The following is a 25,951-nucleotide window of genomic DNA, read 5'->3' on the forward strand; positions in this document are numbered from 1 at the left end:
GCGAGCTTGCTCGCGAAGGTCGTTAACGATAACGCTGGGAACCTGACACCCAACTGCGCTCTCTGGTTTTTCGCGAGCAAGCTCGCTCCTACAGGATTTGGGGTTGGATGCGGAACCCGAAGCGTGGGAAGTGCACGTGCACGCTGCCGCCGCGTTCGTCGGTGCGCCGCAGAATCAGCTCTTCACTCCCGGTAAACAGCAGTTCCCCGGCCACCGGATCAACACCGTAATCGGTCGCAGAGATAGTCACCTGCTCGCCCGCCTTGAAGCCGTTCGGGTCGACGAATAACTCTTCAGGCAAGGCGGCCGGTGCCGCGTTGCGGGCCACCTCCAGCGCCTGTTCCGAACTCATGTCGCTGGAGGTGCCATGGCCAAAACCAAACACCCGGCCCAGCCAGGCCGAAACGGCCGGATAAGCGTCCACCAACGGCGCCGTCACCGGCGTGGCCTTGAGGAACCAGAGCGGATGGGCCAGGGAGAAGTCGGCAATCGACGGCTCGCCAAACAGGAAATCCCCCGATTCGCGCTGCAACTGTTGCTCCAGCCGCGCCATGATCGCCGGCCATTGGTGGCGTGCCAGTTCCGCCGGGATGCGGGTCGCTGAACCACCGCTGAACAAGGCAGTGCGGTCAGCGATGAACGCCTTGATCGCTTCCGGCGGCAGCTTGGCAAAACGCACGGCCACCGACTCCGGCTGAAACACCAGGCTGACGGCATGGGCGAACACCACCGAGTCGGCCCAGGCGGCGAAGGTGCGGGTGATCGCTTCCTGGCCGAGCGGGAACAGTGCCGGCGTGGATTTCTCCTGCTCAAGGCGCCGGGCAATCAACGCGGTATCGCAATAGATGTCCGCGCCCACCTGCAAAACCGGCGTCTTGCGATAGCCGCCGGTGAGCGCGGTCAGGTCAGGCTTGGGCATCACTGGCGAGATGTGCACCGAGCGCCAGGACAAGCCTTTGAAGCCCAGCAGCAGGCGCGCTTTTTCGGCGAACGGGGATGTCGGGTAATGGTGAAGAATCAACTCGGACATGCTGGACTCCGCTAAACAAGTGGATGCTCAGCTTAGCGCGCCCAACCGCTGATTGGCGTGATGGGAACCCATCAGTCAGCGTGATGGGCCTGTAGCCGCCAGGCATTCCTTGGCGCTTTTCTTGAGTTTCTTGATCAGCCGTTCCTGGCGCAGCGCCTCGCCCTTGCTCGCACACGCTTCGGTATACACCAGCTCCACGGCGGGGCTTGAGAGAAAAAACCGTGCACCTTTGCCGCTCTGGTGCATGGCGAAGCGGCGCACCGGGTCGTTGCTGATCCCGCAATAGAGCGAGCCATTGGCGGCACGTACCAGGTAGACAAACCACGGTTTGACTTCGACAGGCACACATTCAGAAGCGCTATTCACAATCCGTTCCGACACCACAAGAGAAGAACACGCATCTTATCAATGCCTCCACGTCCTGTGGCGAGGGGGCTTGTCCCCCGTTAGGCCGCGAAGCGGCCATAAATCAGCAATCGCGGTATTTCTGAAAGACCTCAATTGTCTTTCTGGGGCTGCTTCGCAGCCCAACGGGGGACAAGCCCCCTCGCCACAGGTCAAGCCCCCTCGCCACGGGCCTGGAACGCTTTGAGCCCTTTCAAGGCCTGGGCGCGTACGGCGTTTCTCACCAGCGGCGTCCAGCCCAGCAACAGCCCTTTGGTGCCCAACGCCTGGCGCGACCAGCGCCACAGGTCAAAGTGGTCGTGATGCTCGCAGATCTTGCCGTCACGAAACACAAAGCGCGCCCGGATATCGTTGACCACGGTGTTGCCGGTGGCGCTGAACAGGTAGGTCGCTACCCAATGGGCGCTGCCGGTGATTTCATCGCTGCGTACACTGTCGAAGGTCAGGGAAAAGTCCTTGGCCCGGGTGGTCAGCATGCGCCACATGTCGCCGGCATCACGGCCACGCAGCTCGCCGAACGCCGGGTCGCTGAACACCACGTCGTCGGTGTAGCAGGCGCTCATCGCCTCGGCATCCAGGCGCTGGAAGGCGCTGTAGAACTCGGTGATCAGGGCGTTATGGGCGTCGCTCATGGGCAGGTTCCGCAAAAGGGGTTGGTATGGCCGGTACGATAATCCCCAAGGCCCGGGAACACTACTGGCATCAACGCCAGGAATATCTCACCCCACAGGTTTCAGGGAACCATTCCGCTGCTGCGAGCATAGGCGAACAAGTCGACATCGGTGGAGATGCACAGCCGATTCATCGCGGTGCTCTTCTGCTTGCTGATGGTCGATATGCTGCGATTGACCCGGGCGGCAATCTGGCTGACCGTCATCCCGCTGGCCAGCATCCGCACCACTTCCCGCTCCTTGCCGGACAGTTGCGGGGTTTGTGACTGGTCACCCGTGCCCGCCTGAACCAGCTGCGCCCGCAAGCACTCACTGACAAAGGTCTTGCCCTCACTGACCACCTTGATCGCCGTGGGCAGCTCACGGGCGGAGGCGCTCTTGGCGACAATGGCTTTGGCGCCCTCGGCGAACGAGGCGCGCAGCGTTGCGATATTGGCAAACATCGTCACCAGGATGACCGGCAACCCGGGATACTGGCGCCGCAACAAACCCAGTAGTACATAGCCGTCTGCCTGCTGCCCGCCCGGCATGGCGAAATCCGTCACCAGCACGTCGCAGGGAGTGCTGCCCAGTACCCTTAGCAGCTCATCGGGCCCATTGGCCTCCCCAACTACTTTGCACTTGCCGTTGGCCTCGATAACCACCTTTTGCCCTATACGCACAATAGGATGATCGTCAGCAATTATTACGCGAAGCATATAAACCCATGAGTGATGGCAAAATGATCTTCGCAAAATAACCCCGTAAGCCCTGTGCAACAACTGCCCACCGGAGAGCGGTTTTTACTTGAGCCCCGTGTTATTAAGTAGATGATTTTTTGCCCACAATAAAAAAGGAAACAACTTACAAACTAACACTACTCAAATAAGTAACACCTCCTACAAGATCGCTGGAAGTGTCATAAATCTGTCAAATAGCGCAGATACACCATCAGGTCCTGGTCGAACTGTTTCAGCGCCCGCCAGTTGCGCCGAATGCCTTGATCACGCACCTGCTCGATCAGTCGCGCAGCCCGGCGATCAAGGTCTGTGCTGCCAAAAAATGCCAGGCTTCCCGTCAGGCGGTGCAGGCAATCGATCATCGCGTGGCGGTCGAGGATACGGCAGGCATTCACCAGGCCTGCGTAATCTGCCTCGGCCTCCAGCACCAGGGTGCCTAACATCTGGTTCAGCACCTGTTCATCACCAAATGTCTTGACCAGCTCGGCGCGGGTGGGCCACGCCGCCCCAGGGAGTGAGCCGGAGCGCGGGCTCGCACATGCGCCCAGCGGCTTAGGCAGCCACTGCTCGAGCACCTCGCGCAATTGCTCCAGGGTCAGCGGCTTGAGCAGCCAGGCATCCATGCCGGCTTCCAGGCAGCGCCGGGCATCATCTGTTGAGAGCTTGGCGGTCAAGGCAATGATTGGCACACGCGGGCGATTGTGCGCGGCCTCGCGACGCCTGATCTCGCGGGTCATGCTGTAGCCGTCCAGCAGCGGCATGCGGCAATCGCTGATCACCAGATCGAAATGCCGAATGGCGATGGCCGTCAACGCGGCCTGTCCGTTGCACACCAACTCGTGATCGACTTCGAATTTTTGCAGGAACCAGCCCATGAGGGCGCGGTAGGCCTGATGGTCCTCGACGATCAGTACGCTCAAATGCTTCCAATGAGCAGGGGGACTGCGCCATGGCACCGTTTGCTGCTTTGGGCCGTCGTCAGCAAATACGCTTGGCGTCATGGCCACCTCGATATCGGTGCCGACTTACCAGGTTTATCGGCTGACCCTGGCAGGTCGTCAGTTGAGGGCGCGCACAGCGGGAATTTTCAACCCACCTAAGTGGCGCCCATTACCGATTCAAACTACCCATATGAGTGTCATGTTTACGATACAAGAACTACGAAAAAGGCAGTTTTTCCTACACCACAGTACGCCAATTCCCACTTGACGTATGTCAGCCCGAACACAACTGGATTGTCGTAATTCTTGTATTTCCCCTCCTCCCCACCAGCGCTAAATTGCGCCCCACCCCAAGAGGGCAACCCCGCCACTTCACCTGGCGGTCACACATCGACACTGACTGAACCCGAACCGCGCCAGCCTTTATTCGCTGGGTCGCTGCGGTGAGTCGCATCCGTCAGTTACCACACCGAGACAACACAACATGAACAAGCACCTGATTGCACTGACCGGCGCGCTGTTGATCACTGGCACTTCATCGGTTTTTGCCGCCAGCACCGTCGACCTCACCGTCAAGGGCATCATTACGCCGAATGCCTGTAACCCGACCCTGTCCAGCGGCGGCATCATCGACCACGGCAAGATGTCGGCCAAGGATCTGAACACCGACAAGATCACCCCGCTCCCGCAGCAAACGCTGCAAATGATCGTGACCTGCGATGCAGCGACTCCTTTCGCCCTGAAGGCCACCGACAACCGACGTGAGTCGGGAACAGGTAGTTACTTCGGCCTCGGCACCAACAATGGCAAATCCCTGGGCGCCTACAGCCTGAACATGATCGCCCCGGTGGCCGACAACGAAACCGTGCAAGCCATTGCGTCGTTCGATGGCGGTACCACCTGGGAGCGTTACACCAGCTTTGAAGACCAACTGATGCTCTCCGTGTCCACAGTAGGCGACACCACCCCACGCCCGACCGCAGAGCTGATCACCGACATCCAGTACAGCGGCTACATCAACCGCACCGACGGCCTGGACCTGAGCGGACAAGTCGACATCGACGGCTCGGCCACCATTGAAGTGGTTTACCTGTAAACACTCCCCACCCGCTCTTGAAAATGCATAGGTCAAACAGCTGATGAATTCCTCGCCCGTTGTCTTTCTCGCCACCCTGCTGCTTGTCCCGGCCGTATTCGCCGCCAGCAGTACCGACCTCGCCGTCAAGGGCACCATCACGCCCAATGCCTGCGACCCCACGATCTCCGGTGGAGGTGTAGTGGATTACGGAAAGATGACGGCCAAGGATTTATCCGCTGACAAACCCACCTCGCTGCCGCGCCAGACACTGCAACTGCGCATCGAGTGCAACCACGAGACGCTGCTGGCGTTCAGCACCATCGATAACCGCGCCGGAACTGCAGCGATCAACGAGAACTGGCACGGCTTGGGCATGACGCCCGACGACGAAAAACTGGGCAGTACCGGGTTCGGTCTCTACAACGCCGTGGCCGACGGCGTCCCCGCCAAGACACTGGTCTCAGGCGATGGTGGCGTCACCTGGCACCCTTCGGTATTCCTCGGCCACACGTCCCTTACCGCCATCGGCGCTGCCGGCAACAGCCTGGTACCGATTGCCGTGACCCGGTTCACCGCCGACCTGAGTCTGTACACCATGATCGACAGTGCCGACCGCCTGACTGTACTGGATGAGATCCCTCTGGACGGCCACGCCACCTTGCAAATGAAGTACCTGTAATCCACGTCATCCGGATTCAATCCAAAGGAACCTTGCAGCCATGAACAACACGCTTAACGCCTTGATCGCCACGCTACTGCTGGGCACTTGCGCGCAAGCTCTCGCAGCATCCACGGTAGACCTCACCGTCACCGGGACAATCACCCCCAATGCCTGTACGCCGAGCCTGTCTGGAAGCGGAGTGGTCGACTACGGCAAGCTGTCGGCCAAGGACCTGAACCTGACCACACAGACCCCCTTGCCGATGACCACCTTGCAGATGGTTATCGAGTGCGACGGTGCCACGCTGTTTGCAATCAAAGGCACCGACAATCGTGCAGGCTCCGCCTCCGGACCCTCCGCTCGTACGTACGGCCTGGGGTTGATCAACAACGACCAGAAGCTGGGCAATTACATGGTTGCACTGGCAAACCCCGTCACCGAGACCGGCGCGACTCAAGTTCTGGAATCGATCGACAACGGCGCCACATGGCGAGACGGGTCCACCGGAATCCCCCCGTCTTCGCTCGCAGCCTTTGGTGATCGCTCATCGGGCGTCTGGCTACCGATCCCGATCGCCAGGGTGACCACTGACGTGAATATCTGGGGTTTTATCGCCCGCGCCGACAGCCTGGACTTGAGCGACGAACATAAAATCGACGGCTCCGCCACGTTCGAAGTCAAGTACCTGTAACCCAAGCCATGGACGTGCATCACGGCGACGTCGCATCCAGGCGACGTTCGCTCTTCATACCGACCGCACTGAAGACCGAATGATGAACAAACACCTACGCGCTTTCGCGACGCTGTTACTGCTGAACACCGGCTCCACAGTATTCGCCGACACCGCCACCGACATGACCGTCTCGGGCCTGGTCACTCCCAGTTCCTGCACTGCCACCCTGTCCGGCAACGGTGTGATCGACCACGGCAAGATCGCCGCCCATGGCCTGAACCCAGGCACGCCCACCGCCCTGCCTACTCAATGGCTGGACCTGGAAATCCACTGCACTGCCCCCATGCTGTTTGCCTTGGTGGGCATCGATGATCGAGCAGACTCATCACCTGCGCCCGGCACTGCGTTTGGCTTGGGCAAGAACACCCACGCTCCCGACGAGCACCTGGGCTCGGTCTCGCTGGCGTTCGAAAATGCCCTGGCCGACACCCAGCCGATGCAATCAATGGCCTCGACCAACCAGGGCGCCACCTGGACCGCGCAAGAGGCGATTCACCCCAGGGCCTTGATGGCTTTTTCCCGGCCAGGTCGCCCGCTGCCCGAACACATCGTGGAACTGACCACCCGCATCCGCGCCAACACCGTTATCAACCCGGCACACCGTTTGACCCTCAAACACGAGGTGCCGCTCGATGGCTCATTGGTCCTGGATTTGCGTTACCTGTAACCGCCCTGCACTCAATCAGGATGCACCTCATGAAAACGTACTCAACCTTATGCCGGATCCTCGGCAGCCTCGGCGCTCTTGCCTGGCTGTTGAGCACCCAGGCCCGGGCCGATGGCATGGTGCCCGACACCTCGGTGGTGATTGTCTATGAAGAAGAAGGTGAAGCGTCGGTGTCGGTGACCAACACCGACAACAAGCTCGCGCTGCTGCACGTCACCCTCGAAGACCTGCCCGAAGACCTCGAGCCGCTGCTGTTTGTGACCCCTCCCCTGGCGCGGGTCGAAGCGGATAAAAGCCAGCTGGTGCGGTTTATCCTGCAGAACCAGAAACCCCTGCAAACCCAGCGCCTGAAACGGGTGATCTTCGAAGGCATGCCCAAGGACCGCACGCCTGCCGAGGCCGGGCATGCACGAGTAGGCGTGACGGTACGCCAGAACCTGCCGGTGATTCTTCATCCCAAGGGCTTGGCGCCAAATCGCACCCCGTGGAAGGGCCTGACCTGGTCCCTGGACAATGGCCAGTTACGGGTATTGAACGACAGCAAATACGTGGTGCGCATGGCGCAGGAACTGCAATTGTTGCCGGGCAATGACAAGGCCGTACTGCCTCGAACCTACATCCTGCCTGGTGAAACCCTGAGCGTGCCGGCTCCGGACAAGGTCGCCACCTCGGTACGCATGCAACCGGCGACGGTTTATGGCTTTGCGGTGGCGGCATTCGAAGCGCCGATCAATACCGCTACCCAACGCTGAAACCACCACGCACCTATAACGAAGTGACTGCCCAGACCGTCACCGGGAAGACCGCCTGCACAGGCCATCTTCCATAACCCGAGTGCCTTCTCGTGAACACAGTAACTCCCGACCGTGACGGCAAAGCCGTGGGCGGTTTTTCTCCACACCTGCGTCCCAGACAATTGGCCTGGATCGCCCTGAAACCAGCGTTGGTCCTATTGTTTACGTCCTCGTGGGCCGAGGCTGCGCCCGCCGGACAATCCTTTGACCCGCAAACTCTGCAGCAGCGAGGCATCGACCCTGAACTGGCGTACTTGCTGCTGGATGCGCCGCGTTATACCAGCGGCGTTCATGCCGTGAGCCTGACCGTCAATGGTCAACGGCGCGGCCGGGTGGATGTGCGCTTCGACAGCCAGGGCACGCTGTGCTTTGATCGGCCATTGCTGGACACCGCGAACCTGGTGGTGCCTGCACCGCTGGCAAGCACGGGCTGCCATGACTTTCTTGGCGAATACCCGCAAACCGTCATCGAACAAGACCCAGCAAGCCTCAGCGTTTCATTATTAGTACCCACCGAGGCATTGCGCCCGCGAAAACGCGAGCTGTCTGGCTACCAAACGGGTGGTTTTGCCGGCCTGCTCAACTACGACGTGACCGGGCTCTACAACCGCTACGGTGACGACAGCAGCCGTTTCGGTTCGGCCAATACGGAAGTCGGCTTTAACGCCGGCGACTGGATCGTGCGCAGCCGCCAAGTGCAAACCTGGCAAGAACAGCGCTCGCGTACCACCCACCTGGAAGCCTACGCCCAGCGCACCTTTGCTGCGCAGCAGGCGGTGTTGCAGGCCGGGCAAGTGACGCTCTACAACCCGGTGCTGTCCACTGCTCAGATCACCGGGGTTCAAGTGTTCACCGAACAGGCCCTGCAGGATCAGGCACAAGGCGCGACCATCGCCGGCATCGCCAACAGCCCGGCCCAGGTTGAGGTTCGGCAGAACGGCGCGTTGATTCATTCAACCGTCGTGCCTGCGGGGCCGTTCTCACTGACGGATGTGCGGCGCCTGAATACGCGCTCGGATGTCGAGGTAACCGTCAAGGAAAGCACCGGCGAACAGCGCCGGTTCACGGTGCCCGCCGCGATGCTCGGCAGCGGGCTGGCGGCTCCGGGTTACTCGGTAGGCGCCGGGCGTGTGCGCAATATCGGCCAAACTGAAGGTGACGATCCATGGGTGGTCAGTGCCGGGTGGAGCGGCGCGTTGAACCCGCTGGTCAGCGTGGGTGCCGGCGCCTTGATGGCGGAGGATTACCGCTCCACCGGCGCCAGCCTGGGCTGGTTGCCGTGGGCGGACGGCCAACTGCAACTGGCCACTCAACTGGCCGACGCCAGCGGCCGGGAAAACGTGCGCGGGCTACAGACCGACCTGTCGTTGTCCCAACGCCTGGGCCAGCAATGGTCGATCACCGCGGGTACCTCCCACCGCACGCCGGGTTACCGCGAGTTGGAAGACACTGCCTATGACTACCGTGAGGACGACAACGGTCGGCGCTCGCGCTACCGCGACCAGCAAAGCCTGTCCCTGGGTTGGGCGCACCCCTGGCTCGGCGCATTCAACGCGGGAGTTTCACGCACCAGCACGTTCAACGGCGATAACAGTAGCCGGGCCCTGGCCTCCTGGGGCACCAGTGTACGGGGCGTGTCGGTGTCGGCCAGTGCGGAATGGCAAGTCAGCGGCCGTCAAAATGACGACAACGCGGTGTACCTGACCCTCAGCGTGCCCCTGGGAGAAACCCGCAGGGGCCGGACCTGGATGCGTAATTCCGGGGGTGAACACAGCATCGGCGTGGGCTTGAGTGAACAGGTCAACGACCAACTGAGTTACCGGGTCAGCGCCGAACATGACAGCCGCGACCAGCAAGTGGAGTCCACGCTGGGAGTGTCCTATCTGCCGCGCTACAGCCAGCTCGACCTTAACTACAGCCGCTCCGACGCCGAGCGCTCGAGTTACCAGGGCGGTGCCCGTGGCGCCATCGTCGCCCACGGCGACGGCCTGACCTTTTCACCTTATCCGGTACGCGACACCTTCGCACTGGTATCGGTGGGGGACATGGCCGGGATCAAGCTCAGCACACCCAGTGGCCCGGTGTGGACCGACGGGCTGGGCCAGGCGGTGGTCTCGCAAGTAGCCGCCTACGGGCGTAGCGCAGTGGAGGTGCAAACCCGTTCGCTGCCGCGCAATGCCGACATCAGCAATGGTCTGGCGGTCATTTCCGCTGGGCGAGGCGCCGTGGACAGGGTTGAGTTCGGCGTGGCCGTTACCCGCCGGGCATTGTTGACGGTTACTACACCACAGGGGCAACCACTGCCGCGTGGAGCCACGGTGAGCACGGCCGATGGCGAGTTTGTAACGCTGGTGCAGGAAGGCAGCCAAGTGTTCCTGCCCAACGTATCGGATCCGCGCCGCCTGTGGGTCAAGGGCCTCGGCATCAAGCGCTGTGAACTGCACTTCAGCCTGGAACAAAAAACCGATCCCCAAGTGTATTTCGAGACCGTTGCGGCTCAGTGCCTGACGCCATGAGGAACCTGCGATGAAGCACTTACCACGTATCTGCGTGCTGGCCCTGCTTGGCTCCCACCAGGCCCAGGCACTGGCGGACGATTGCCAGTTGACCCTGAGCGAGTCACACCTGGACTTCGGCCTGATGAACCGGGTCATCCACAGTCCTGCCAGCCGTGAAATCCAGTTGGGGGAGCGGTACCTGAGCCTGAATCTCAACTGCGCACAGCCCGCGGACATGAGCATTTTTTACCGAGCACTGGCCGCCGTCGGCAGCGAACGTTTTCGTTTCAGTGACCGTGGCAGCTATGCCGTGCAGGCAAGCGATGGCGTGCTCGACGGGCAGGCGGTGGAGTTGGGTTTGATCTCCGGCCCGGGGCAACCACCTGGCACCCGCGCCAACCTGCTGGACTGGCTCGCGGACCAGGCGATCGCGCCGTTACGCGACGGCTTGCCGGCTCGTGGCAGCAGCTTTTCGGTACAACTGCGGGTCAGTGCCTGGGCGTTGGGAGATGCCACCCAAGTGCGCGACGCCGTGACCTGGGAAGCTTCCGGATTGTTTGACGCGGTGGCCACCGGCCGCGCACGGGAGATGACCCTGAACGCCCATTTCGCCCCGGCGGCCTGCGAAATCAACCTGTCCAACGGCGGCGTAATCGACTATGGCCGCATGTGGGCCAAAAGCCTGAATGCCGACCGCGACACGGCGCTGGCTTCCCGCAACCTGACCCTGGGCATTGGCTGTGACGGCCCCACGCAATTCGCCCTGCTGATGCACGACAACCGCAAAGGCTCCGCCACGGGCGGCACCGACGAGACAGCCTACGGCCTGGGCGTGGACAACAGCCGCAACAAGATCGGCCGCTACTTTCTGTATTTCGACCCTTTCGATATGCAGGCCGATACCCTGCCCACCCTCTATCGCACCGACTCCACCACTGGCGGTGTGGCCTGGAGCAGTTCCAACGCGTACCCGATCCCCATTGGCCAAAACAGCTGGCTGGGCTTCACCGACATCCCGGGCAGCCACACGGGGCCTTCGGCCATCACCCATTTGAGTGGCCAAGTGAGTGTCAGGGCGATTCTGGCGCCCACCAATAACCTGGACCTGAGCACCGACGTACTGCTCGACGGCTCAGGCACGATCGAAATCAAATACCTCTAGAGGACTTTTCCATGAAGCGCTTCCTGATCCCGCTCGCGACAGTATCGACACTGGGTTTGAGCACCGTGGCACTGGGTGCCTCCACCATCAACCTGACCGTCGAGGGCTTGCTCTCCCCGACCGCCTGCACACCGCTGCTATCGAGTAATGGCCTGATCGACTACGGCAAGATTTCCCAGAAAGACTTGAACCTTGATCGCGGCACCCGCCTGCCGATCCAGTACCTGGACGTGACCGTCGACTGCAACGGCAACAGTCGCTTTGCCCTGCGCATGCGCGATAACCGAGACGGCACGGCGAACGTCAACAGCGAGATTTTCTACGGCCTGGGCCTGGATAAAAGTGGCAACAAGATCGGGCTCTATTCCCTGAGCTTCGACCCGACGCAAACCGAGGCCAGCCCTTTGCTGGAAGTCTATGGCACCGAATCCACCACTGGCGGATTGGCCTGGCGCAGCGCCAACAGCAACCCGATTGATATCGGCGCGCGCAGCTACCTGGGGTTTACTGATCAAGCCGGGAGCACCACAGGGCCGGCGGCCATCAAGTTTCTCAGCAGTCGGGTGAAGATTGAGACGGTCATCGCCGCCAAGCAGAACCTGGACCTGAGCAGCGAGATCACCATGGATGGCTCCAGTACCCTGGAGGTCATCTACCTCTAGATTTTTCACTGGTGACGCCGACATACAGGGCACGCCCTGCGCCCAGGCCGGCAATGATCGCGCCCAGGCCGATCACCGCGAAAATCCAGCCGGTGGCGTTCCAGCCGCCTGTCCAGTCATGCACCAGCCCTACCGCGAACGGCCCCATGGACGCCAGGGTATAGCCGATACCCTGGGCCATGCTCGACAGGTTGGCGGCCACATGGGAGTCCCGTGAACGCAGCACGATCAAGGTCAGTGCCAGGCTGAACGTGCCGCCCTGGCCCAGGCCCAGCAGAATCGCCCAGCCCCACAAACCGTCCAGCGGTGCATAGAGGCAACCGAACAGCCCACCCAGCGTCAGCACCATCACCACCACAATGGCCAGGCGCTGGTCCTTGCCGCGGGTAGCCAGCCAGGGAGCAGCCAGGGAACTGGCCAACTGCACAATCACCGAACCAGAAAGTACCAGGCCCGCCTGGGTCGCGGTCAGGCCACGGCCGATCAGGATCGACGGCAACCAGCCAAACACGATGTAGGCCAGTGACGATTGCAGGCCCATGTACAAGGTCACCTGCCAGGCCAGCGGGTCACGCAGCAGACCTTTCACCCGATAGGCAACCTGGTGGGCGCCGTGCTTCTGGCCGACTTGTGGCAGCCAGAACAGCGCCGCGACCAGCGCAGGGAGAATCCAGAAACCCAGGCCGATATTCCAGCTGTCGCCGAAGTAATGGCTGAGCGGCACCGTGGCGCCGGCCGCCAGCGCGGCGCCCAGGCACAACGCCATGGTGTACACGCCGGTCATGGTGCCGGCCTGTTTGGCGAAGTCGCGTTTGACGATACCGGGCAACAGCACACCGATGATGCCGATGCTCGCGCCCGCCAGCAGGCTGCCGGCGAACAGCCCGGCTTCACCGAATGAACTGCGCAGGATGATCCCGCAGGCCAGGGTCAGCAGAATCCCCAGCACCACGCGCTCGGCGCCAAAGCGCCGGGCCAGGATCGGAGCCAGCGGCGCGAACAGGCCCAGGCACAACACCGGCAGCGTCGTCAGCAACCCGGCCTTGGCGGCCGAGAGACCCAGGCTATGGGAAACCTCAGCGAGCAGCGGCGCCATGCTCGACAGCGCCGGGCGCAGGTTCAACGCCACCAGGATCAGGCCCAGCAGCAACAGCCACGGGCGGCTCACCACCGGCGGGCTGTGCTGGAATTCATCGTCATCGGCTTCGGCGTCGATCAGCAGTTCTTCAAGGGCGTTTTCTGAACGGGACATGGGGATCTCGGATTCAAGGTTCATTGATCAACTGCCGGGAAAGCGCCTTGGCACGTTCCGGGTCCTGTTGTTCCACGGCATCGAGCAAGGCGCCGTGCAGGTCGAACACCGCTTGCCTGCGCGGCTGGATGTTCAGGGTCTGGCGCAGTTGCGCGCCGACGATGCTGGAAAAGTACTGGTAAAGCTCGCTCAAGGCCGGGTTGTGAGCCGCATCCACCAGACGTTTGTGGAACACCAGGTCGCAGCTGATGTAGTGCTCAAGATCACCGTGGTAATGGTCGCCGCTGGATTTCAGTGCCGCGCGCAAGGCGATCAGGTCTTCATCGGTGCGGCGCAAGGCAGCCAGGCCAATGGCCTCGACTTCAAGAATCTGCCGCGTCTCCTGGGCCTGGACCAGGGTGCAATGGGACAAGGCTTTCATCGCGCCCAACGGGTCGGTCATGGAACGCAAATAGCTGCCGTCGCCCTGGCGGATCTCGATCAATCCGGAGAACGCCAATACGCGCATGGCTTCGCGCACGGTGTTGCGGCTGATGCCCAACTCGGCAGACAACTCGGGCTCAGTGGGCAGGCGCTCGCCGATGGCCCATACGCCTTGGGTGATGCGTTGGCGCAACTGTTCGAGGGCTTGATCCACGAGGGAGCGTTTGATCAGGGGGGCGATGTCGGTCATGGGTTTCGTCCTTTCATCCAATCATAGGATGAATTTTCCTACAGCCTATTCGGAGTTGCCTACAAAGGCAACGCACTAGGGTTCTGGAGGAGGCAAAGGAGCAGTATTTTCGATTGGTAAAATTACCCTCAGAGGGTAATTATTGGACTCAGGTGTCTTATGGAAAAGTACACACCTCATTACGATTTGGCGGTGATAAAGGCGGATGTCAGGCGGCTTGGAAAGCAAGCATTTACTCAAAGCGCACGCCGTTGCGGCGAGGATCTTGATTTAAGCATCGAACAAATGCAGGCGGTCATTTTCGAGTTGAAAAACACGATGTTGTACAAGTCGATGACCACTCATGACGACCATCGAGTTTGGCAAGATGTGTATCACATTCACTCACATGATCTGGAGATCTACATCAAGGTGACCTACCGCACGGATGGTAAACCTCCGGTGATCTCCTTCAAGGAGAAAAACCCATGAAAACAGAGCAATGCTTCAGCTGCGGCAGGCATGACGGAATGCATCACTTCTCAGGACGTAGCGAAACATCGGAAGTCAAAGGTTTGCATCGCCGTATAGACGATCTGTCTGGATGGGAGTGCCAGGCATGTGGAGAGGTGATCCTGGACCCCGAAGACGCGGAACGCTATTCAGACCACTGCGATGAAATAGTCCACAGTTTCAGGCAGATGGTCGGCACCGAGATGAAGCGCATACGCCGCAAACTGCACCTTTCACAAAAAGAAACGGTACAACTGCTATCGGGTGGCGGCCACAACGCCTTATCTCGTTACGAGCGCGGTGAGGTATTGCCCCCCAAGTCCCTGGTAGTCCTGATGCGTTTGCTTGAGCGTCACCCCCACTTGCTGGTCGAAGCAAAAATCCTGAGTGAAGGCGCAGATCTTCGTAACTCCGTGCATACGGTACATAAAGAACACGAGACCCTGACCACAACTTGATTGAGGGCAAAAATAAACCCGGCACCAGGCCGGGTTTATTGTTTCAAGCATTACCCATGGATCAATGCAGAATCTGGCTCAAGAACAACTTGGTCCGATCATTCTGCGGGTTGTCGAAGAAGTCATTCGGCGCCGCCTGTTCAACGATCTCGCCCTTGTCCATGAAGATCACGCGATTGGCCACGGTGCGCGCAAAGCCCATTTCGTGGGTTACGCAGAGCATGGTCATGCCGTCTTCCGCCAGGCCGATCATGGTGTCCAGCACCTCTTTCACCATCTCTGGATCGAGTGCCGAGGTCGGCTCATCGAACAACATGATTTTCGGCTTCATGCACAACGCACGGGCAATCGCCACGCGCTGTTGCTGACCGCCGGAGAGTTGGCCCGGAAACTTGTGGGCCTGCTCCGGAATACGCACGCGCTCCAGGTAGTGCATGGCAATTTCTTCAGCCTTGCGCTTGGGCATCTTGCGGACCCACATCGGTGCCAGCGTGCAGTTCTGCAGGATGGTCAGGTGCGGGAACAGATTGAAGTGCTGGAACACCATGCCGACTTCACGGCGGATCGCTTCGATCTGCTTGAGGTCATTGGTCAGTTCCACACCATCGACCACGATGCGGCCCTGCTGGTGCTCTTCCAGACGGTTGAGGCAGCGGATGGTGGTGGACTTGCCGGAACCCGACGGGCCGCACAGCACGATACGCTCGCCCTGCTTGACGTTCAGGTTGATGTCTTTCAACACGTGGAACTGGCCGTACCACTTGTTGACGCCCTGCATCTGAATAATGCCTTCAGGGCTCACAGGCTGTTTGATCGCTTCACTCATCACAAAACTCCTAACGCTTGTGGCCTGTGTCCAGCTTGTGTTCCAAATGAATGGAATAGCGGGACATACCAAAACAGAAAATCCAGAACACCAGGGCGGCGAACACGTAGCCTTCAGTGGCCATGCCCAACCATTTCGGGTCGGCGGCGGCTTGCTTGACGCTGTTGAGCAGGTCGAACAGGCCGATGATGATCACAAGGCTGGTGTCCTTGAACAACGCGATAAACGTGTTGACGATGCCCGGGATCACCATCTTCAGCGCCTGGGGCAAAATCACCAGGCCCATGCTGCGCCAGTAACCCAGGCCCATCGCGGCGGCGGCTTCGTACTGCCCCTTGGGAATCGCCTGCAAACCACCGCGCACCACTTCGGCCACGTAGGCCGACTGGAACAGGATCACGCCGATCAAGGCCCGCAGCAGTTTGTCGATGCCCATGCCTTCCGGCAGGAACAGCGGCAACATCACCGACGACATGAACAACACCGTGATCAACGGCACACCGCGCCAGAACTCGATGAAGGTCACGCACACCACACGAATCGCCGGCATGTTCGAACGCCGACCCAGCGCCAGCACAATGCCCAGCGGCAAGGCCCCGGCAATGCCGACGGTGGCGATCACCAGGGTCAGCATCAAGCCGCCCCATTGGCTGGTGGCCACGTTGGTCATGCCGAAGATCCCGCCGTGGAGCAGGAAGTAGGCAACGATCGGGTACACCACTAAAAAGCTCAGGCCGTAGACCGCCTTGCGGGTGAAGCGCGAGATGAACAACGGCGCCACGCCAACGATGGCCAGCCACACGGTCAGGTCCACGCGCCAGCGCAGGTCGCCGGGGTAGTAGCCGTACATGAACTGCCCGAAACGCTGTTGGATAAACACCCAGCAGGCGCCTTCCTTGGTGCAGTCGGCGCGGGTAGTGCCCACCCAGTTGGCATCGAAGATCGCCCAGCTGAGGATCGGCGGCACTATCAGGTAGATCAGGTAGAACGCCAGCAACGTCAGCAGGGTGTTGAGCCAGCTGGAAAACAGGTTGGCACGCATCCACGCCATCGGCCCGAAGACCTTGTTGGGTGGCGGCATGTCGGGTTTGAAAGTATGAGAAGTCATGCTGGTTTCCTCACCGCTCGATCAGCGCAATGCGCTTGTTGTACCAGTTCATCAGCAGGGAAATGCTGATGCTGATCGCCAGGTACACGCTCATGGTGATGGCAATGACTTCGATGGCCTGGCCGGTCTGGTTGAGCACCGTGCCGGCAAACAGCGAAACCATTTCCGGGTAACCGATACCGGCGGCCAGTGACGAGTTTTTCGCCAGGTTGAGGTATTGGCTGGTCAGCGGCGGGATGATCACGCGCAGGGCTTGCGGGATGATCACTTTGCGCAGGGTCGGACCGTTGCGCAGCCCGAGGGAGCGCGCCGCTTCAGTCTGGCCGTGGCTGACGGACTTGATGCCCGAACGCACGATCTCGGCGATGAACGCCGCGGTGTACACGGTCAAGGCCAGGGTCAGCGCCAGCAACTCGGGAATCAACACCCAGCCGCCAACAAAGTTGAAGCCTTGCAGCTTCGGCATTTCCCAGTGCAGCGGCGCGCCGAAAACCAGTGCGCACAGTGCCGGGATCACCACCAACAGTGCCAGGCCGACCCAGAATTTATGGAACGGAACACCGGTGGCTTCAAAGCGTTTGTTGGCCCAACGGGTCATCAGTACGATGGCGATAATCGCCACTACAACGCTGATCACAAACGGCCAGAAGCCGTCCGCCGCCAACGCGGCAGGCATGTTCAGGCCACGGCTGCTGACGAAGAAGGTGTCGCCGAAGTTGTGGCTGTTACGCGGCCCCGGCATCGTCAGGAATACCGCGAAGTACCAGAACAGGATTTGCAGCAGCGGCGGAATGTTGCGGAACACTTCCACATACACGGTCGCCAGCTTGTTGATCATCCAGTTGGGCGACAAGCGCGCCACGCCGATGATGAACCCGAGGATGGTCGCCAGGACCACACCGATCACGGTCACCAGCAACGTGTTGAGCAGACCGATCACAAAGACCCGGGCATAGCTGTCCGATTCGGTGTAGTCGATCAGGTGCTGAGCGATGCCGAAGCCGGCACTGCGCTCAAGAAAGTCGAAACCCGAGGTAATGCCCCGGTGTTGAAGGTTGGTTTGCGTGTTGTTGAACAGGTACCAGCCCAACGAGACCACCGCCACAATCGTGATGATCTGGAATAGCCACGCACGCACTTTTGGATCACTGAAGCTGAGCTTCTGTTTTGGTGCGCCGATTTGATTTTGCATTAAGTGCCCCAGGAATAATGGAACAGAACATCACCCGGCGGTTGGCCCACCGGGTGATAGAACCATCAGCGATCAGCGCACAGGTGGTGCGTATTGAATGCCGCCGTTGTTCCACAGCGCGTTCAGGCCACGGTCGATTTCCAGCGGAGTGCTTTTGCCGAGGTTTTTCTCGAACACTTCACCGTAGTTACCCACTTGCTTGACGATCTGTACGACCCAGTCCTTCTTCACTTTCAGGTCTTTGCCGTATTCGCCATCAGCACCCAGCAGACGGGCTACGTCCGGGTTCTTGGTGGATTTGGCTTCAGCTTCGACGTTTTTCGAAGTGATGCCGGCTTCTTCAGCGTTGAGCATGGCGTAGCCAACCCAGCGCACGATGGCCAGCCACTCGTCGTCGCCGTTACGCACGACAGGACCCAGAGGTTCCTTGGAAATGGTTTCCGGCAACACCACGTAATCCTTCGGCGAGGCCAACTTGCTGCGCTGGGCAAACAGTTGGGACTTGTCGGAGGTCAGTACGTCGCAACGCCCGGATTCCAGCGACTTGGCGCTTTCATCGGAGGTGTCGAACGTGATCGGGGTGTACTTCAGGTTGTTGGCGCGGAAGTAGTCGGAAACGTTCAGCTCGGTGGTGGTACCGGCCTGGATGCAGATGGTTGCACCGTCCAGTTCCTTGGCACTTTTAACGCCCAGCTTGTTGTTCACCAGGAAGCCAACACCGTCGTAGTAGGTGATGAAGCCCGGGAATTTCAGGCCCATGCCGGCATCGCGAGAGCTGGTCATGGTGGTGTTACGCGACAGGATGTCGACTTCGCCAGACTGAAGCGCGGTGAAACGCTCCTTGGCATTCAACTGGCTGAATTTGACCTTGGTTGCGTCGCCGAATACGGCAGCGGCAACAGCACGGCATACGTCAGCGTCGATCCCGAGGATCTTGCCACTGGCGTCCGGCACCGAGAAGCCTGGCAGACCGTCGCTCACGCCACACTGCACAAAGCCTTTCTTCTGCACGGCATCCAGAGTGGCGCCAGCCTGGGCGAAACCACTGACACCCAATACGGCAGCCGCGGTCACGATGGCCAGGGTGGATTTCAATACCTTCATTCAAACCTCCAGTTTTGCTCTTGTTGTGTCGGAGCTCAAACCCCACCGCACCCTTATGAGGCGACATCGACCCGTGTTGGCTTTTTTTGGGGTCAAACAGCATGAGGTTTTTGCTTTAAGTCCAGTTGCTATCCCCCAGGCGTCAGTCACTGATAGTGTTACCGCCTGGGGTGAGCCTTGACATCGGGTTTCTCATAGCAAGCCCCGTACCAGACTGGTGGCTGAGTCGTTTCAGCCCATGGTCAAGAGCAAAAGATTCAACCTTGCGACATTCTCTTAACAGATCAACTCGTCGCGCACCGTTCCGACGCACTCAATCGGAGCGCACGCACATTTATGGAGCAGACATGACCGAACCCTTGATTCTTCAGCCCGCCAAGCCCGCAGACGCCTGCGTAATCTGGTTGCATGGCCTGGGTGCCGATCGCTACGACTTCCTGCCGGTGGCCGAAGCCCTACAGGAAAAACTCCTGTCTACGCGCTTTGTGCTGCCCCAGGCGCCGACACGCCCGGTGACCATTAATGGCGGCTATGAGATGCCCAGCTGGTACGACATCAAGGCCATGAGCCCGGCGCGCTCGATCAGCGTTGAGGAACTGGAAGCCTCGGCAAAAATGGTCACTGACCTGATCAAGGAACAAAAAAGCAGCGGGATAGACGCCTCGCGGATTTTCCTCGCCGGTTTTTCCCAGGGCGGCGCCGTGGTGTTCCACACCGCTTTCCTGAAATGGCAGGGCGCATTGGGTGGCGTGGTTGCCCTCTCCACCTACGCTCCCACCTTTGGCGACGAACTTGAATTGTCGGCCAGCCAGCAACGAATTCCGGTGCTGTGCCTGCACGGCCAATACGACGACGTGGTGCAGAACGCCATGGGTCGCAGCGCCTATGAGCATTTGAAGTCGCGCGGTGTCACCGTTGCATGGCAGGAATACCCAATGGGCCACGAAGTGTTACCCCAGGAGATACACGATATTGGTGACTGGTTGGCCGCCCGCCTGGGCTGAAAACCACACATTATGTAGCCGTATGACCAACGCACTACGCCGCGCCCGATTCTTGCATTACACTGGCCGGCGTACATTCCTTAACCAATTGATGAGATGACCGTGCTCAAAGCACTCAAAAAGATGTTCGGTAAAAGCGAGGCTGAGCAGCTCGCGCCAGGTTCCAGTGCCCCCGCCCACGTTCAAGGCAGCCGCAATGACGGCCAGCAGCCTGGCCGGACCGCACCTGTAGCCTCGCCAAAAAAAGAGCCGGTGACCACACCCGCCACGGTTAACGTCGCTGAAGAGCCAGCCGCCGACCAACCACGCCAGGAGCCACGCCAGGAAAAACCGCGCCGCGAACGCGCGCCGAAACCTGTGGTTATTCCCTGGAAACTGGAAGACTTCGCCGTCGAGCCCCAGGAAGGCAAAACCCGCTTTCATGATTTCAAGCTTGCCCCGGAACTGATGCACGCCATCCAGGACCTGGGTTTCCCGTACTGCACGCCGATCCAGGCGCAGGTATTGGGCTTCACCCTCGCCGGCAAAGACGCCATCGGTCGCGCACAGACCGGTACCGGCAAGACCGCCGCGTTTCTGATCTCGATCATCACCCAACTGCTGGAAACCCCGCCGCCGAAAGAGCGCTACATGGGTGAGCCACGCGCCCTGATCATCGCCCCGACCCGGGAGCTGGTGGTACAGATCGCCAAGGACGCCGCCGACCTGACCAAATACACCGGCCTCAACGTGATGACGTTTGTCGGTGGTATGGACTTCGACAAGCAGCTCAAGCACCTGGAAGCGCGTCACTGCGACATCCTGGTAGCCACACCGGGTCGCTTGCTCGACTTCAACCAGCGCGGCGACGTGCACCTGGACATGGTCGAAGTGATGGTGCTGGACGAAGCCGACCGCATGCTCGACATGGGTTTCATCCCGCAAGTGCGTCAGATCATTCGCCAGACCCCGCCGAAAAACGAGCGCCAGACCCTGCTGTTCTCCGCGACCTTCACCGAAGACGTGATGAACCTCGCCAAGCAGTGGACCACTGACCCGTCCATCGTCGAGATCGAGGCACTCAACGTTGCCAGCGAGAACGTCGAACAGCACATCTATGCCGTGGCCGGCGCCGACAAATACAAGCTGCTCTACAACCTGGTCAACGACAACGGTTGGGAGCGAGTCATGGTGTTTGCCAACCGCAAGGACGAAGTGCGGCGCATCGAAGAACGCCTGGTGCGTGATGGCGTGAATGCCGCGCAACTGTCCGGCGACGTGCCGCAGCACAAGCGCATCAAGACCCTGGAAGGCTTCCGCGAAGGCAAGATTCGCGTGCTGGTGGCCACCGACGTGGCCGGGCGCGGGATTCACATCGATGGCATCAGCCACGTGATCAACTTCACCCTGCCGGAAGTGCCGGACGACTACGTGCACCGGATTGGCCGTACCGGCCGTGCGGGCGCGGCGGGCGTGTCCATCAGCTTTGCCGGTGAAGACGATTCGTATCAGTTGCCGTCGATCGAAACCTTGCTGGGTCGCAAGATCAGCTGCGAAACGCCGCCAACGCATTTGTTGCGCCCTGTAGAGCGCAAACGCCCGTAAGGACTACGCCGCATTCTGTAGGAGCGAGCTTGCTCGCGAAAAACGTTAACGATAACGCGTGCATCCTGGATAAACGCGGTGCCACAGAGTTTTTCGCGAGCAAGCTCGCTCCTACAGGAGAGCCCACATGAACCAGGCCGACTACCTCATCATCGGCGGTGGCATCGCTGGCGCATCCGCCGGCTACTGGCTGTCACAGCATGCCCGCGTCATTGTGCTGGAGCGCGAGTCGATGCCCGGCTACCACTCCACCGGTCGCTCCGCCGCCCTGTACATCGCCGCCTACGGCACGCCCCAGGTGCGCGCCCTTACCCTCGGCAGCCGCGCCTTCTTCGATCACCCGCCCACCGGCTTCGCCGAGCACCCACTGCTCACCCCTCGCGGTGAAGTGTTGGTGGACTTGATCGGCGACCCCGATGAGCTGCAGCGCCAGTACCTGAGCGCCAAGGCCCTGGTGCCGGAAACGCGGCTGCTCGACGTTGAGGAATCAATGGCCATGATGCCCATCCTGCGCCGGGAAAAAGTCCATGGCGGGATCTACGACCCGACTGTCTGCGACATCGACACCGATGCGCTGTACCAGGGCTACCTGCGCGGCATTCGGCGCAATGGCGGTGAAATCCACACCGACAACGACGTGCAGAAACTGACCCGCGACGTTCAGGGGGTGTGGCAGGTACGCACCGCGCAACAGCATTTCAGCGCCCCGGTGATCATCAACGCCGCCGGCGCGTGGGCCGATCACATCGGTGAGTTGGCCGGCGCACAGAAAATCGGCCTGCAACCCAAACGTCGCAGCGCCTTCGTCTTCGCCCCGCCCGCCGAATTGAACATTCACGCATGGCCGGAGCTGGCGGCCCTCGACGGTTCGTTCTATATGAAACCCGACGCGGGCATGTTCCTCGGCTCACCGGCCAATGCCGACCCGGTGGAGCCCCACGATGTGCAGCCGGAAGAGCTGGACATCGCCACGGGCATCTATCACATCGAGGAAGCCACCACCCTGAGCATCCGCCGCCCCGCACGGACCTGGGCCGGGCTGCGCAGTTTCGTCAGCGATGGTGATCTGGTCTGCGGGTTCGATCCACAGGTGGAGGGTTTGTTCTGGATTGCGGCTCAGGGCGGCTACGGGATCCAGACGTCTCCGGCGATGGGCCAGGCCAGTGCGGCGCTGGTGCGCGGCAAGCCGTTGCCGGATGCATTGGCGGCGTTCGGGTTGACCGAAGCGATGCTGTCGCCCCACCGGCTGCAAGCCTCGACCTGACCTGTGTGGCGAGGGGCTTGCTGTGGCGAGGGAGCTTGCTCCCGCTGGAGTGCGCAGCGCTCCCACTTTTTTTGGGGCCGCTTCGCAGCCCAGCGGGAGCAAGCTCCCTCGCCACACGTTATTTCCAGCGGTCAGCGGCAGCGTGATCGCTGTCGCGCCCTTCCACCCAGCGCGGCCCTTCACTGGTGTTTTCCTTCTTCCAGAACGGCGCGCGCGTCTTAAGGTAGTCCATCACAAAGGCGCAGGCATCGAACGCCGCCTGGCGATGGGCACTGGCCGCCGCCACGAACACAATCGGCTCACCCGGCTCCAGGCCGCCGATGCGGTGCAGCACTTCCAGCTTGAGCAACGGCCAGCGTTGTTCGGCCTCCACGGCGATTTTGCCGAGGGCTTTTTCAGTCATGCCCGGATAGTGTTCGAGGAACATTCCGGCCACATCCAGGCCATCATTGAAGTCGCGCACATAGCCAATAAAACTCACCACCGCACCCACGCCCACATTGGCCGCATGCATCGCGTTGACTTCAGCACCGGGGTCAAATGCCTCGGCCTGCACCCGAATCGCCATGATCAGCCTCCGGTCACGGGCGGGAAGAACGCCACTTCATCGCCGTCAACGAGGGGCTCGTCCAGCGAGCACAGCTCCTCGTTGCGGGCGCACATCAAGCCAGTTTCGTTGAGTACTTCAAAACCGGGGTCGCCCGCCAATGCCTGGCGTACGGCTTCGATCGTGGCGAACTCACCTTCAACCTCCAGCGAGTCCAGGTCCACGGCTTCGCGGTAGCGCGCAAAAAACAGTACGGTAATGCTCATGCCTGGTCCGCCTTGAAATGCCCGCTCTTGCCGCCGAGTTTTTCCAGCAGCCGAATGTTTTCGATGGTCATGCCACGGTCCACGGCCTTGCACATGTCGTAGATCGTCAGGGCGGCGACACTGGCCGCGGTCAGCGCTTCCATCTCCACGCCAGTCTGGCCGGAGAGTTTGCAACGGGCGACGATGTGCACCGCGTCCAGGCCATCGGCGCTGAGTTCAACCTTGACCCCGGTGAGCATCAAAGGGTGGCACAGGGGAATCAGATCACTGGTTTTTTTCGCGGCCTGGATCCCGGCGATACGGGCCACGGCAAACACGTCGCCCTTGGGGTGGGCGCCGTCGACAATCATTTTCAGGGTCTCGGGCAACATGCGCACCCGCGCTTCGGCCACGGCTTCACGGAACGTCACGGCTTTTTCAGTGACGTCGACCATGTGGGCGCGACCTTGGGAATCGAGATGAGTCAGCACAGGGATACTCCTGATCAGGAGCCCCGATTGTAAACCCTGCAGGAGCGAGCTTGCTCGCGAAAAACCAGAGAACAACGCGGGGCACCCGATGCCCCGCGTTTTCGTTGACGTCCTTCGCGAGCAAGCTCGCTCCTACAGGAATGGTTACAGGTGAGATTCGGCGTATTCAGCCAGAATCGAGCGAGGTACCCCTTGCAGCGCGATGTGCACGCCGTTCGGGAAGTCTTTGAAGCGTTCCGTCAGGTAAGTCAGGCCGGAGCTGGTCGCGGACAGGTAAGGGGTGTCGATCTGTGCCAGGTTACCCAGGCACACCACTTTGGAACCGGCGCCCGCACGGGTGATGATGGTTTTCATCTGGTGCGGCGTCAGGTTCTGGCATTCATCGATCAAAATCAGGCTTTGCTGGAAGCTGCGACCTCGAATGTAGTTGAGGGATTTGAACTGCAACGGCACTTTGCTGAGGATGTAGTCGACGCTGCCATGGGTGTTTTCGTCATCCATGTGCAAGGCTTCGAGGTTGTCGGTAATCGCCCCCAGCCACGGCTCCATTTTTTCCGCTTCGGTGCCTGGCAGGAAACCGATTTCCTGGTCCAGGCCCTGCACGCTGCGGGTGGCGATGATGCGGCGATAGCGCTTGGTAACCATGGTCTGTTCGATGGCGGCAGCCAGGGCGAGGATGGTTTTCCCCGAGCCTGCGGCGCCGGTCAGGTTGACCAGGTGGATGTCCGGATCAAGCAAGGCATACAGCGCCAGGCTCTGGTAGATATCACGCGGTTTCAGGCCCCAGGCTTCCTGGTGCAACAGGGGTTCCTGATGCAGGTCGAGGATCAGCAGCTTGTCGACCTGGATCTCTTTGATCCAGCCCACAAAACCCTGTTCGTCGATGATGAATTCGTTGATGTGCACAGCCGGCAGGTTGTCGATCAGCTGTACCTGGTGCCAGGTGCGGCCATGGTCCTGACGGGTTTCAACCTTGCTGACGCGATCCCAGAACGAGCCGGTCATGGTGTGATAACCACGAGACAGCATCGACACGTCGTCGACCAGTTGGTCGGTACTGTAGTCCTCGGCAGCGATCCCACACGCTCGTGCCTTGAGGCGCATATTGATGTCTTTGGTCACCAGCACCAGGCGCAGGTCCTTGTCGCGCGCGTGCAGGTCGATCAATTGGTTGATGATTTTGTTGTCGTTCAGATGCTCCGGCAGCAGGCTGTTGGGCTCGCCGCGCTTGTTCATCAGAATCGACAGCAAGCCCTTGGGCCCGCTTTTGCCACGCTGGATCGGTACGCCCACCTCGACATCGTCGGGGGAGGCTTCGCCGAGGGTCTTGTCGATCAGGCGGATGGCCTGGCGGCATTCGGCGGCAACGCTGTGGTGCCCGCTTTTGAGTTTGTCGAGTTCCTCAAGCACGATCATCGGGATGGCGACGTGGTGTTCTTCGAAGTTAAGCAGTGCGTTTGGATCGTGAATCAGTACGTTGGTATCAAGCACATAAAGGATTGGCTGGTCGGAAGAAGGGTTACGTCCATGATCATCCATACTCGGTCACCTTTGTGGGAGCCAGTCGACGCAATACCACGACAGTGCTGCGCCTCGATTCGACCGTCGAACGCACGTGAGGGGCGTCAAGTGCGGTGCACACAAGAGGTGTCTTGGAAGACGCCACCTGTGTTGCAGGTTTCGGCTGTCT

28 protein-coding genes are annotated in these 25,951 nt (G+C 60.5%); 13 read left to right on the forward strand and 15 right to left on the reverse strand.

Annotation, left to right across the window (positions count from 1 at the left end; all coding sequences use genetic code 11):
• Positions 1 to 88 precede the first annotated feature (88 nt).
• From HBJ59_RS04325 to HBJ59_RS04345, 5 genes are all read right to left on the reverse strand, one after another.
• The gene (locus HBJ59_RS04325; RefSeq protein WP_167662850.1) at positions 89 to 1,030 is read right to left on the reverse strand and encodes a glutathione S-transferase family protein; all 942 of its coding nucleotides are present in this window, start codon (positions 1,028 to 1,030) and stop codon (positions 89 to 91) included.
• A gap of 75 nt (positions 1,031 to 1,105) precedes the next feature.
• A complete protein-coding gene (locus HBJ59_RS04330; protein WP_318301361.1) occupies positions 1,106 to 1,396 on the reverse strand; it encodes a GIY-YIG nuclease family protein in 291 nt (96 codons plus the stop codon).
• A 191-nt stretch (positions 1,397 to 1,587) separates the two neighbouring features.
• Positions 1,588 to 2,067 (reverse strand): nuclear transport factor 2 family protein, encoded by a 480-nt coding sequence (locus tag HBJ59_RS04335; protein ID WP_076015670.1) that lies wholly within the window; start codon positions 2,065 to 2,067, stop codon positions 1,588 to 1,590.
• Positions 2,068 to 2,168: 101 nt separating this feature from the next.
• The gene (locus HBJ59_RS04340) at positions 2,169 to 2,804 is read right to left on the reverse strand and encodes a response regulator transcription factor (protein WP_076015671.1); all 636 of its coding nucleotides are present in this window, start codon (positions 2,802 to 2,804) and stop codon (positions 2,169 to 2,171) included.
• 200 nt (positions 2,805 to 3,004) lie between these two features.
• A complete protein-coding gene (locus HBJ59_RS04345) occupies positions 3,005 to 3,826 on the reverse strand; it encodes a response regulator (RefSeq protein WP_076015672.1) in 822 nt (273 codons plus the stop codon).
• A 424-nt stretch (positions 3,827 to 4,250) separates the two neighbouring features.
• On the opposite strand from HBJ59_RS04345, the gene HBJ59_RS04350 reads away from it, so the two are divergent.
• The 8 genes from HBJ59_RS04350 to HBJ59_RS04385 all read left to right on the forward strand — a co-directional run bounded on the left by HBJ59_RS04350 (position 4,251) and on the right by HBJ59_RS04385 (position 12,021).
• A complete protein-coding gene (locus HBJ59_RS04350) occupies positions 4,251 to 4,862 on the forward strand; it encodes a DUF1120 domain-containing protein (RefSeq protein WP_167662851.1) in 612 nt (203 codons plus the stop codon).
• Positions 4,863 to 4,905: 43 nt separating this feature from the next.
• Positions 4,906 to 5,523 (forward strand): DUF1120 domain-containing protein, encoded by a 618-nt coding sequence (locus HBJ59_RS04355; protein ID WP_076015674.1) that lies wholly within the window; start codon positions 4,906 to 4,908, stop codon positions 5,521 to 5,523.
• A 40-nt stretch (positions 5,524 to 5,563) separates the two neighbouring features.
• The gene (locus HBJ59_RS04360) at positions 5,564 to 6,196 is read left to right on the forward strand and encodes a DUF1120 domain-containing protein (protein ID WP_167662852.1); all 633 of its coding nucleotides are present in this window, start codon (positions 5,564 to 5,566) and stop codon (positions 6,194 to 6,196) included.
• A gap of 82 nt (positions 6,197 to 6,278) precedes the next feature.
• The gene (locus HBJ59_RS04365) at positions 6,279 to 6,905 is read left to right on the forward strand and encodes a DUF1120 domain-containing protein (protein ID WP_256670783.1); all 627 of its coding nucleotides are present in this window, start codon (positions 6,279 to 6,281) and stop codon (positions 6,903 to 6,905) included.
• Positions 6,906 to 6,934: 29 nt separating this feature from the next.
• Positions 6,935 to 7,657, forward strand: a complete 723-nt coding sequence (locus HBJ59_RS04370; protein WP_076015677.1) for a fimbria/pilus chaperone family protein — start codon at positions 6,935 to 6,937, stop codon at positions 7,655 to 7,657.
• Positions 7,658 to 7,749: 92 nt separating this feature from the next.
• Positions 7,750 to 10,215, forward strand: a complete 2,466-nt coding sequence (locus tag HBJ59_RS04375) for a fimbria/pilus outer membrane usher protein (RefSeq protein ID WP_167662854.1) — start codon at positions 7,750 to 7,752, stop codon at positions 10,213 to 10,215.
• Between the two features lie 10 nt (positions 10,216 to 10,225).
• Positions 10,226 to 11,359, forward strand: a complete 1,134-nt coding sequence (locus tag HBJ59_RS04380; RefSeq protein WP_167662855.1) for a DUF1120 domain-containing protein — start codon at positions 10,226 to 10,228, stop codon at positions 11,357 to 11,359.
• An 11-nt stretch (positions 11,360 to 11,370) separates the two neighbouring features.
• Positions 11,371 to 12,021 carry a DUF1120 domain-containing protein gene (locus tag HBJ59_RS04385; protein ID WP_076015680.1) on the forward strand — a complete coding sequence of 217 codons (651 nt, stop codon included), beginning with the start codon at positions 11,371 to 11,373 and terminating at the stop codon, positions 12,019 to 12,021.
• On the opposite strand, the gene HBJ59_RS04390 is transcribed toward HBJ59_RS04385, so the two are convergent.
• On the reverse strand, positions 12,008 to 13,297 hold the full coding sequence (locus tag HBJ59_RS04390; RefSeq protein WP_167662856.1) for a CynX/NimT family MFS transporter: 1,290 nt from the start codon (positions 13,295 to 13,297) through the stop codon (positions 12,008 to 12,010). The two genes, HBJ59_RS04385 and HBJ59_RS04390, sit on opposite strands and share 14 nt — an antisense overlap.
• Positions 13,287 to 13,946, reverse strand: coding sequence for a FadR/GntR family transcriptional regulator (locus HBJ59_RS04395; RefSeq protein WP_076015682.1), 660 nt, complete (start codon positions 13,944 to 13,946; stop codon positions 13,287 to 13,289). The genes HBJ59_RS04390 and HBJ59_RS04395 overlap by 11 nt, the downstream gene beginning before the upstream one ends.
• A 159-nt stretch (positions 13,947 to 14,105) precedes the next feature.
• Here HBJ59_RS04395 and HBJ59_RS04400 point away from each other — a divergent pair, with 159 nt between their 5' ends.
• Complete coding sequence (locus tag HBJ59_RS04400; protein ID WP_003216329.1) at positions 14,106 to 14,417, forward strand: type II toxin-antitoxin system MqsR family toxin; 312 nt, start codon at positions 14,106 to 14,108, stop codon at positions 14,415 to 14,417.
• The gene (locus tag HBJ59_RS04405; protein WP_003216327.1) at positions 14,414 to 14,896 is read left to right on the forward strand and encodes a type II toxin-antitoxin system MqsA family antitoxin; all 483 of its coding nucleotides are present in this window, start codon (positions 14,414 to 14,416) and stop codon (positions 14,894 to 14,896) included. The genes HBJ59_RS04400 and HBJ59_RS04405 overlap by 4 nt, the downstream gene beginning before the upstream one ends.
• A gap of 61 nt (positions 14,897 to 14,957) precedes the next feature.
• Here HBJ59_RS04405 and HBJ59_RS04410 read toward each other — a convergent pair whose 3' ends face one another.
• The 4 genes from HBJ59_RS04410 to HBJ59_RS04425 form a co-directional block, all read right to left on the reverse strand.
• The gene (locus HBJ59_RS04410; RefSeq protein ID WP_003171943.1) at positions 14,958 to 15,722 is read right to left on the reverse strand and encodes an amino acid ABC transporter ATP-binding protein; all 765 of its coding nucleotides are present in this window, start codon (positions 15,720 to 15,722) and stop codon (positions 14,958 to 14,960) included.
• 10 nt (positions 15,723 to 15,732) lie between these two features.
• The gene (locus HBJ59_RS04415) at positions 15,733 to 16,830 is read right to left on the reverse strand and encodes an amino acid ABC transporter permease (RefSeq protein ID WP_167662857.1); all 1,098 of its coding nucleotides are present in this window, start codon (positions 16,828 to 16,830) and stop codon (positions 15,733 to 15,735) included.
• Positions 16,831 to 16,840: 10 nt separating this feature from the next.
• Positions 16,841 to 18,022, reverse strand: coding sequence for an amino acid ABC transporter permease (locus HBJ59_RS04420; protein ID WP_167662858.1), 1,182 nt, complete (start codon positions 18,020 to 18,022; stop codon positions 16,841 to 16,843).
• A 72-nt stretch (positions 18,023 to 18,094) separates the two neighbouring features.
• Positions 18,095 to 19,126 (reverse strand): amino acid ABC transporter substrate-binding protein, encoded by a 1,032-nt coding sequence (locus tag HBJ59_RS04425; RefSeq protein ID WP_076015685.1) that lies wholly within the window; start codon positions 19,124 to 19,126, stop codon positions 18,095 to 18,097.
• Positions 19,127 to 19,473: 347 nt separating this feature from the next.
• On the opposite strand from HBJ59_RS04425, the gene HBJ59_RS04430 reads away from it, so the two are divergent.
• The 3 genes from HBJ59_RS04430 to HBJ59_RS04440 all read left to right on the forward strand — a co-directional run bounded on the left by HBJ59_RS04430 (position 19,474) and on the right by HBJ59_RS04440 (position 22,978).
• Positions 19,474 to 20,130, forward strand: a complete 657-nt coding sequence (locus tag HBJ59_RS04430) for an alpha/beta hydrolase (protein ID WP_076015686.1) — start codon at positions 19,474 to 19,476, stop codon at positions 20,128 to 20,130.
• 96 nt (positions 20,131 to 20,226) lie between these two features.
• Entirely contained in the window at positions 20,227 to 21,714 is a 1,488-nt protein-coding gene (rhlB, locus tag HBJ59_RS04435; protein WP_167662859.1) for an ATP-dependent RNA helicase RhlB, read from the forward strand.
• A 127-nt stretch (positions 21,715 to 21,841) separates the two neighbouring features.
• Complete coding sequence (locus HBJ59_RS04440) at positions 21,842 to 22,978, forward strand: FAD-binding oxidoreductase (protein ID WP_076015688.1); 1,137 nt, start codon at positions 21,842 to 21,844, stop codon at positions 22,976 to 22,978.
• Between the two features lie 118 nt (positions 22,979 to 23,096).
• Here the strand turns inward: HBJ59_RS04440 and moaE are convergent, their stop codons facing one another.
• The 4 genes from moaE to HBJ59_RS04460 form a co-directional block, all read right to left on the reverse strand.
• The gene (gene moaE, locus HBJ59_RS04445; protein ID WP_167662860.1) at positions 23,097 to 23,546 is read right to left on the reverse strand and encodes a molybdopterin synthase catalytic subunit MoaE; all 450 of its coding nucleotides are present in this window, start codon (positions 23,544 to 23,546) and stop codon (positions 23,097 to 23,099) included.
• Between the two features lie 2 nt (positions 23,547 to 23,548).
• Positions 23,549 to 23,791, reverse strand: a complete 243-nt coding sequence (gene moaD / locus HBJ59_RS04450) for a molybdopterin converting factor subunit 1 (protein WP_076015690.1) — start codon at positions 23,789 to 23,791, stop codon at positions 23,549 to 23,551.
• Positions 23,788 to 24,261, reverse strand: a complete 474-nt coding sequence (moaC, locus tag HBJ59_RS04455; protein ID WP_010170404.1) for a cyclic pyranopterin monophosphate synthase MoaC — start codon at positions 24,259 to 24,261, stop codon at positions 23,788 to 23,790. Before moaC ends, moaD begins: the two co-directional genes overlap by 4 nt.
• A 144-nt stretch (positions 24,262 to 24,405) precedes the next feature.
• Positions 24,406 to 25,800, reverse strand: coding sequence for a PhoH family protein (locus HBJ59_RS04460; RefSeq protein ID WP_076015692.1), 1,395 nt, complete (start codon positions 25,798 to 25,800; stop codon positions 24,406 to 24,408).
• Positions 25,801 to 25,951: the final 151 nt, after the last annotated feature.

Origin of the sequence: Pseudomonas sp. AN3A02 (assembly GCF_011765255.1) — a bacterium.
Classification (GTDB): domain Bacteria; phylum Pseudomonadota; class Gammaproteobacteria; order Pseudomonadales; family Pseudomonadaceae; genus Aquipseudomonas.

Bases quoted from the DNA above. Each gene is read 5' to 3' on its own strand.
- HBJ59_RS04325 (WP_167662850.1), bottom strand. From the start codon at position 1,030: ATGTCCGAGTTGATTCTTCACCATTACCCGACATCCCCGTTCGCCGAA.
- HBJ59_RS04335 (WP_076015670.1), bottom strand. From the start codon at position 2,067: ATGAGCGACGCCCATAACGCCCTGATCACCGAGTTCTACAGCGCCTTC.
- HBJ59_RS04340 (WP_076015671.1), bottom strand. From the start codon at position 2,804: ATGCTTCGCGTAATAATTGCTGACGATCATCCTATTGTGCGTATAGGG.
- HBJ59_RS04345 (WP_076015672.1), bottom strand. From the start codon at position 3,826: ATGACGCCAAGCGTATTTGCTGACGACGGCCCAAAGCAGCAAACGGTG.
- HBJ59_RS04350 (WP_167662851.1), top strand. From the start codon at position 4,251: ATGAACAAGCACCTGATTGCACTGACCGGCGCGCTGTTGATCACTGGC.
- HBJ59_RS04355 (WP_076015674.1), top strand. From the start codon at position 4,906: ATGAATTCCTCGCCCGTTGTCTTTCTCGCCACCCTGCTGCTTGTCCCG.
- HBJ59_RS04360 (WP_167662852.1), top strand. From the start codon at position 5,564: ATGAACAACACGCTTAACGCCTTGATCGCCACGCTACTGCTGGGCACT.
- HBJ59_RS04365 (WP_256670783.1), top strand. From the start codon at position 6,279: ATGAACAAACACCTACGCGCTTTCGCGACGCTGTTACTGCTGAACACC.
- HBJ59_RS04370 (WP_076015677.1), top strand. From the start codon at position 6,935: ATGAAAACGTACTCAACCTTATGCCGGATCCTCGGCAGCCTCGGCGCT.
- HBJ59_RS04380 (WP_167662855.1), top strand. From the start codon at position 10,226: ATGAAGCACTTACCACGTATCTGCGTGCTGGCCCTGCTTGGCTCCCAC.
- HBJ59_RS04385 (WP_076015680.1), top strand. From the start codon at position 11,371: ATGAAGCGCTTCCTGATCCCGCTCGCGACAGTATCGACACTGGGTTTG.
- HBJ59_RS04390 (WP_167662856.1), bottom strand. From the start codon at position 13,297: ATGAACCTTGAATCCGAGATCCCCATGTCCCGTTCAGAAAACGCCCTT.
- HBJ59_RS04395 (WP_076015682.1), bottom strand. From the start codon at position 13,946: ATGACCGACATCGCCCCCCTGATCAAACGCTCCCTCGTGGATCAAGCC.
- HBJ59_RS04400 (WP_003216329.1), top strand. From the start codon at position 14,106: ATGGAAAAGTACACACCTCATTACGATTTGGCGGTGATAAAGGCGGAT.
- HBJ59_RS04405 (WP_003216327.1), top strand. From the start codon at position 14,414: ATGAAAACAGAGCAATGCTTCAGCTGCGGCAGGCATGACGGAATGCAT.
- HBJ59_RS04410 (WP_003171943.1), bottom strand. From the start codon at position 15,722: ATGAGTGAAGCGATCAAACAGCCTGTGAGCCCTGAAGGCATTATTCAG.
- HBJ59_RS04415 (WP_167662857.1), bottom strand. From the start codon at position 16,830: ATGACTTCTCATACTTTCAAACCCGACATGCCGCCACCCAACAAGGTC.
- HBJ59_RS04420 (WP_167662858.1), bottom strand. From the start codon at position 18,022: ATGCAAAATCAAATCGGCGCACCAAAACAGAAGCTCAGCTTCAGTGAT.
- HBJ59_RS04425 (WP_076015685.1), bottom strand. From the start codon at position 19,126: ATGAAGGTATTGAAATCCACCCTGGCCATCGTGACCGCGGCTGCCGTA.
- HBJ59_RS04430 (WP_076015686.1), top strand. From the start codon at position 19,474: ATGACCGAACCCTTGATTCTTCAGCCCGCCAAGCCCGCAGACGCCTGC.
- rhlB (WP_167662859.1), top strand. From the start codon at position 20,227: ATGACCGTGCTCAAAGCACTCAAAAAGATGTTCGGTAAAAGCGAGGCT.
- HBJ59_RS04440 (WP_076015688.1), top strand. From the start codon at position 21,842: ATGAACCAGGCCGACTACCTCATCATCGGCGGTGGCATCGCTGGCGCA.
- moaE (WP_167662860.1), bottom strand. From the start codon at position 23,546: ATGGCGATTCGGGTGCAGGCCGAGGCATTTGACCCCGGTGCTGAAGTC.
- moaD (WP_076015690.1), bottom strand. From the start codon at position 23,791: ATGAGCATTACCGTACTGTTTTTTGCGCGCTACCGCGAAGCCGTGGAC.
- HBJ59_RS04460 (WP_076015692.1), bottom strand. From the start codon at position 25,800: ATGGATGATCATGGACGTAACCCTTCTTCCGACCAGCCAATCCTTTAT.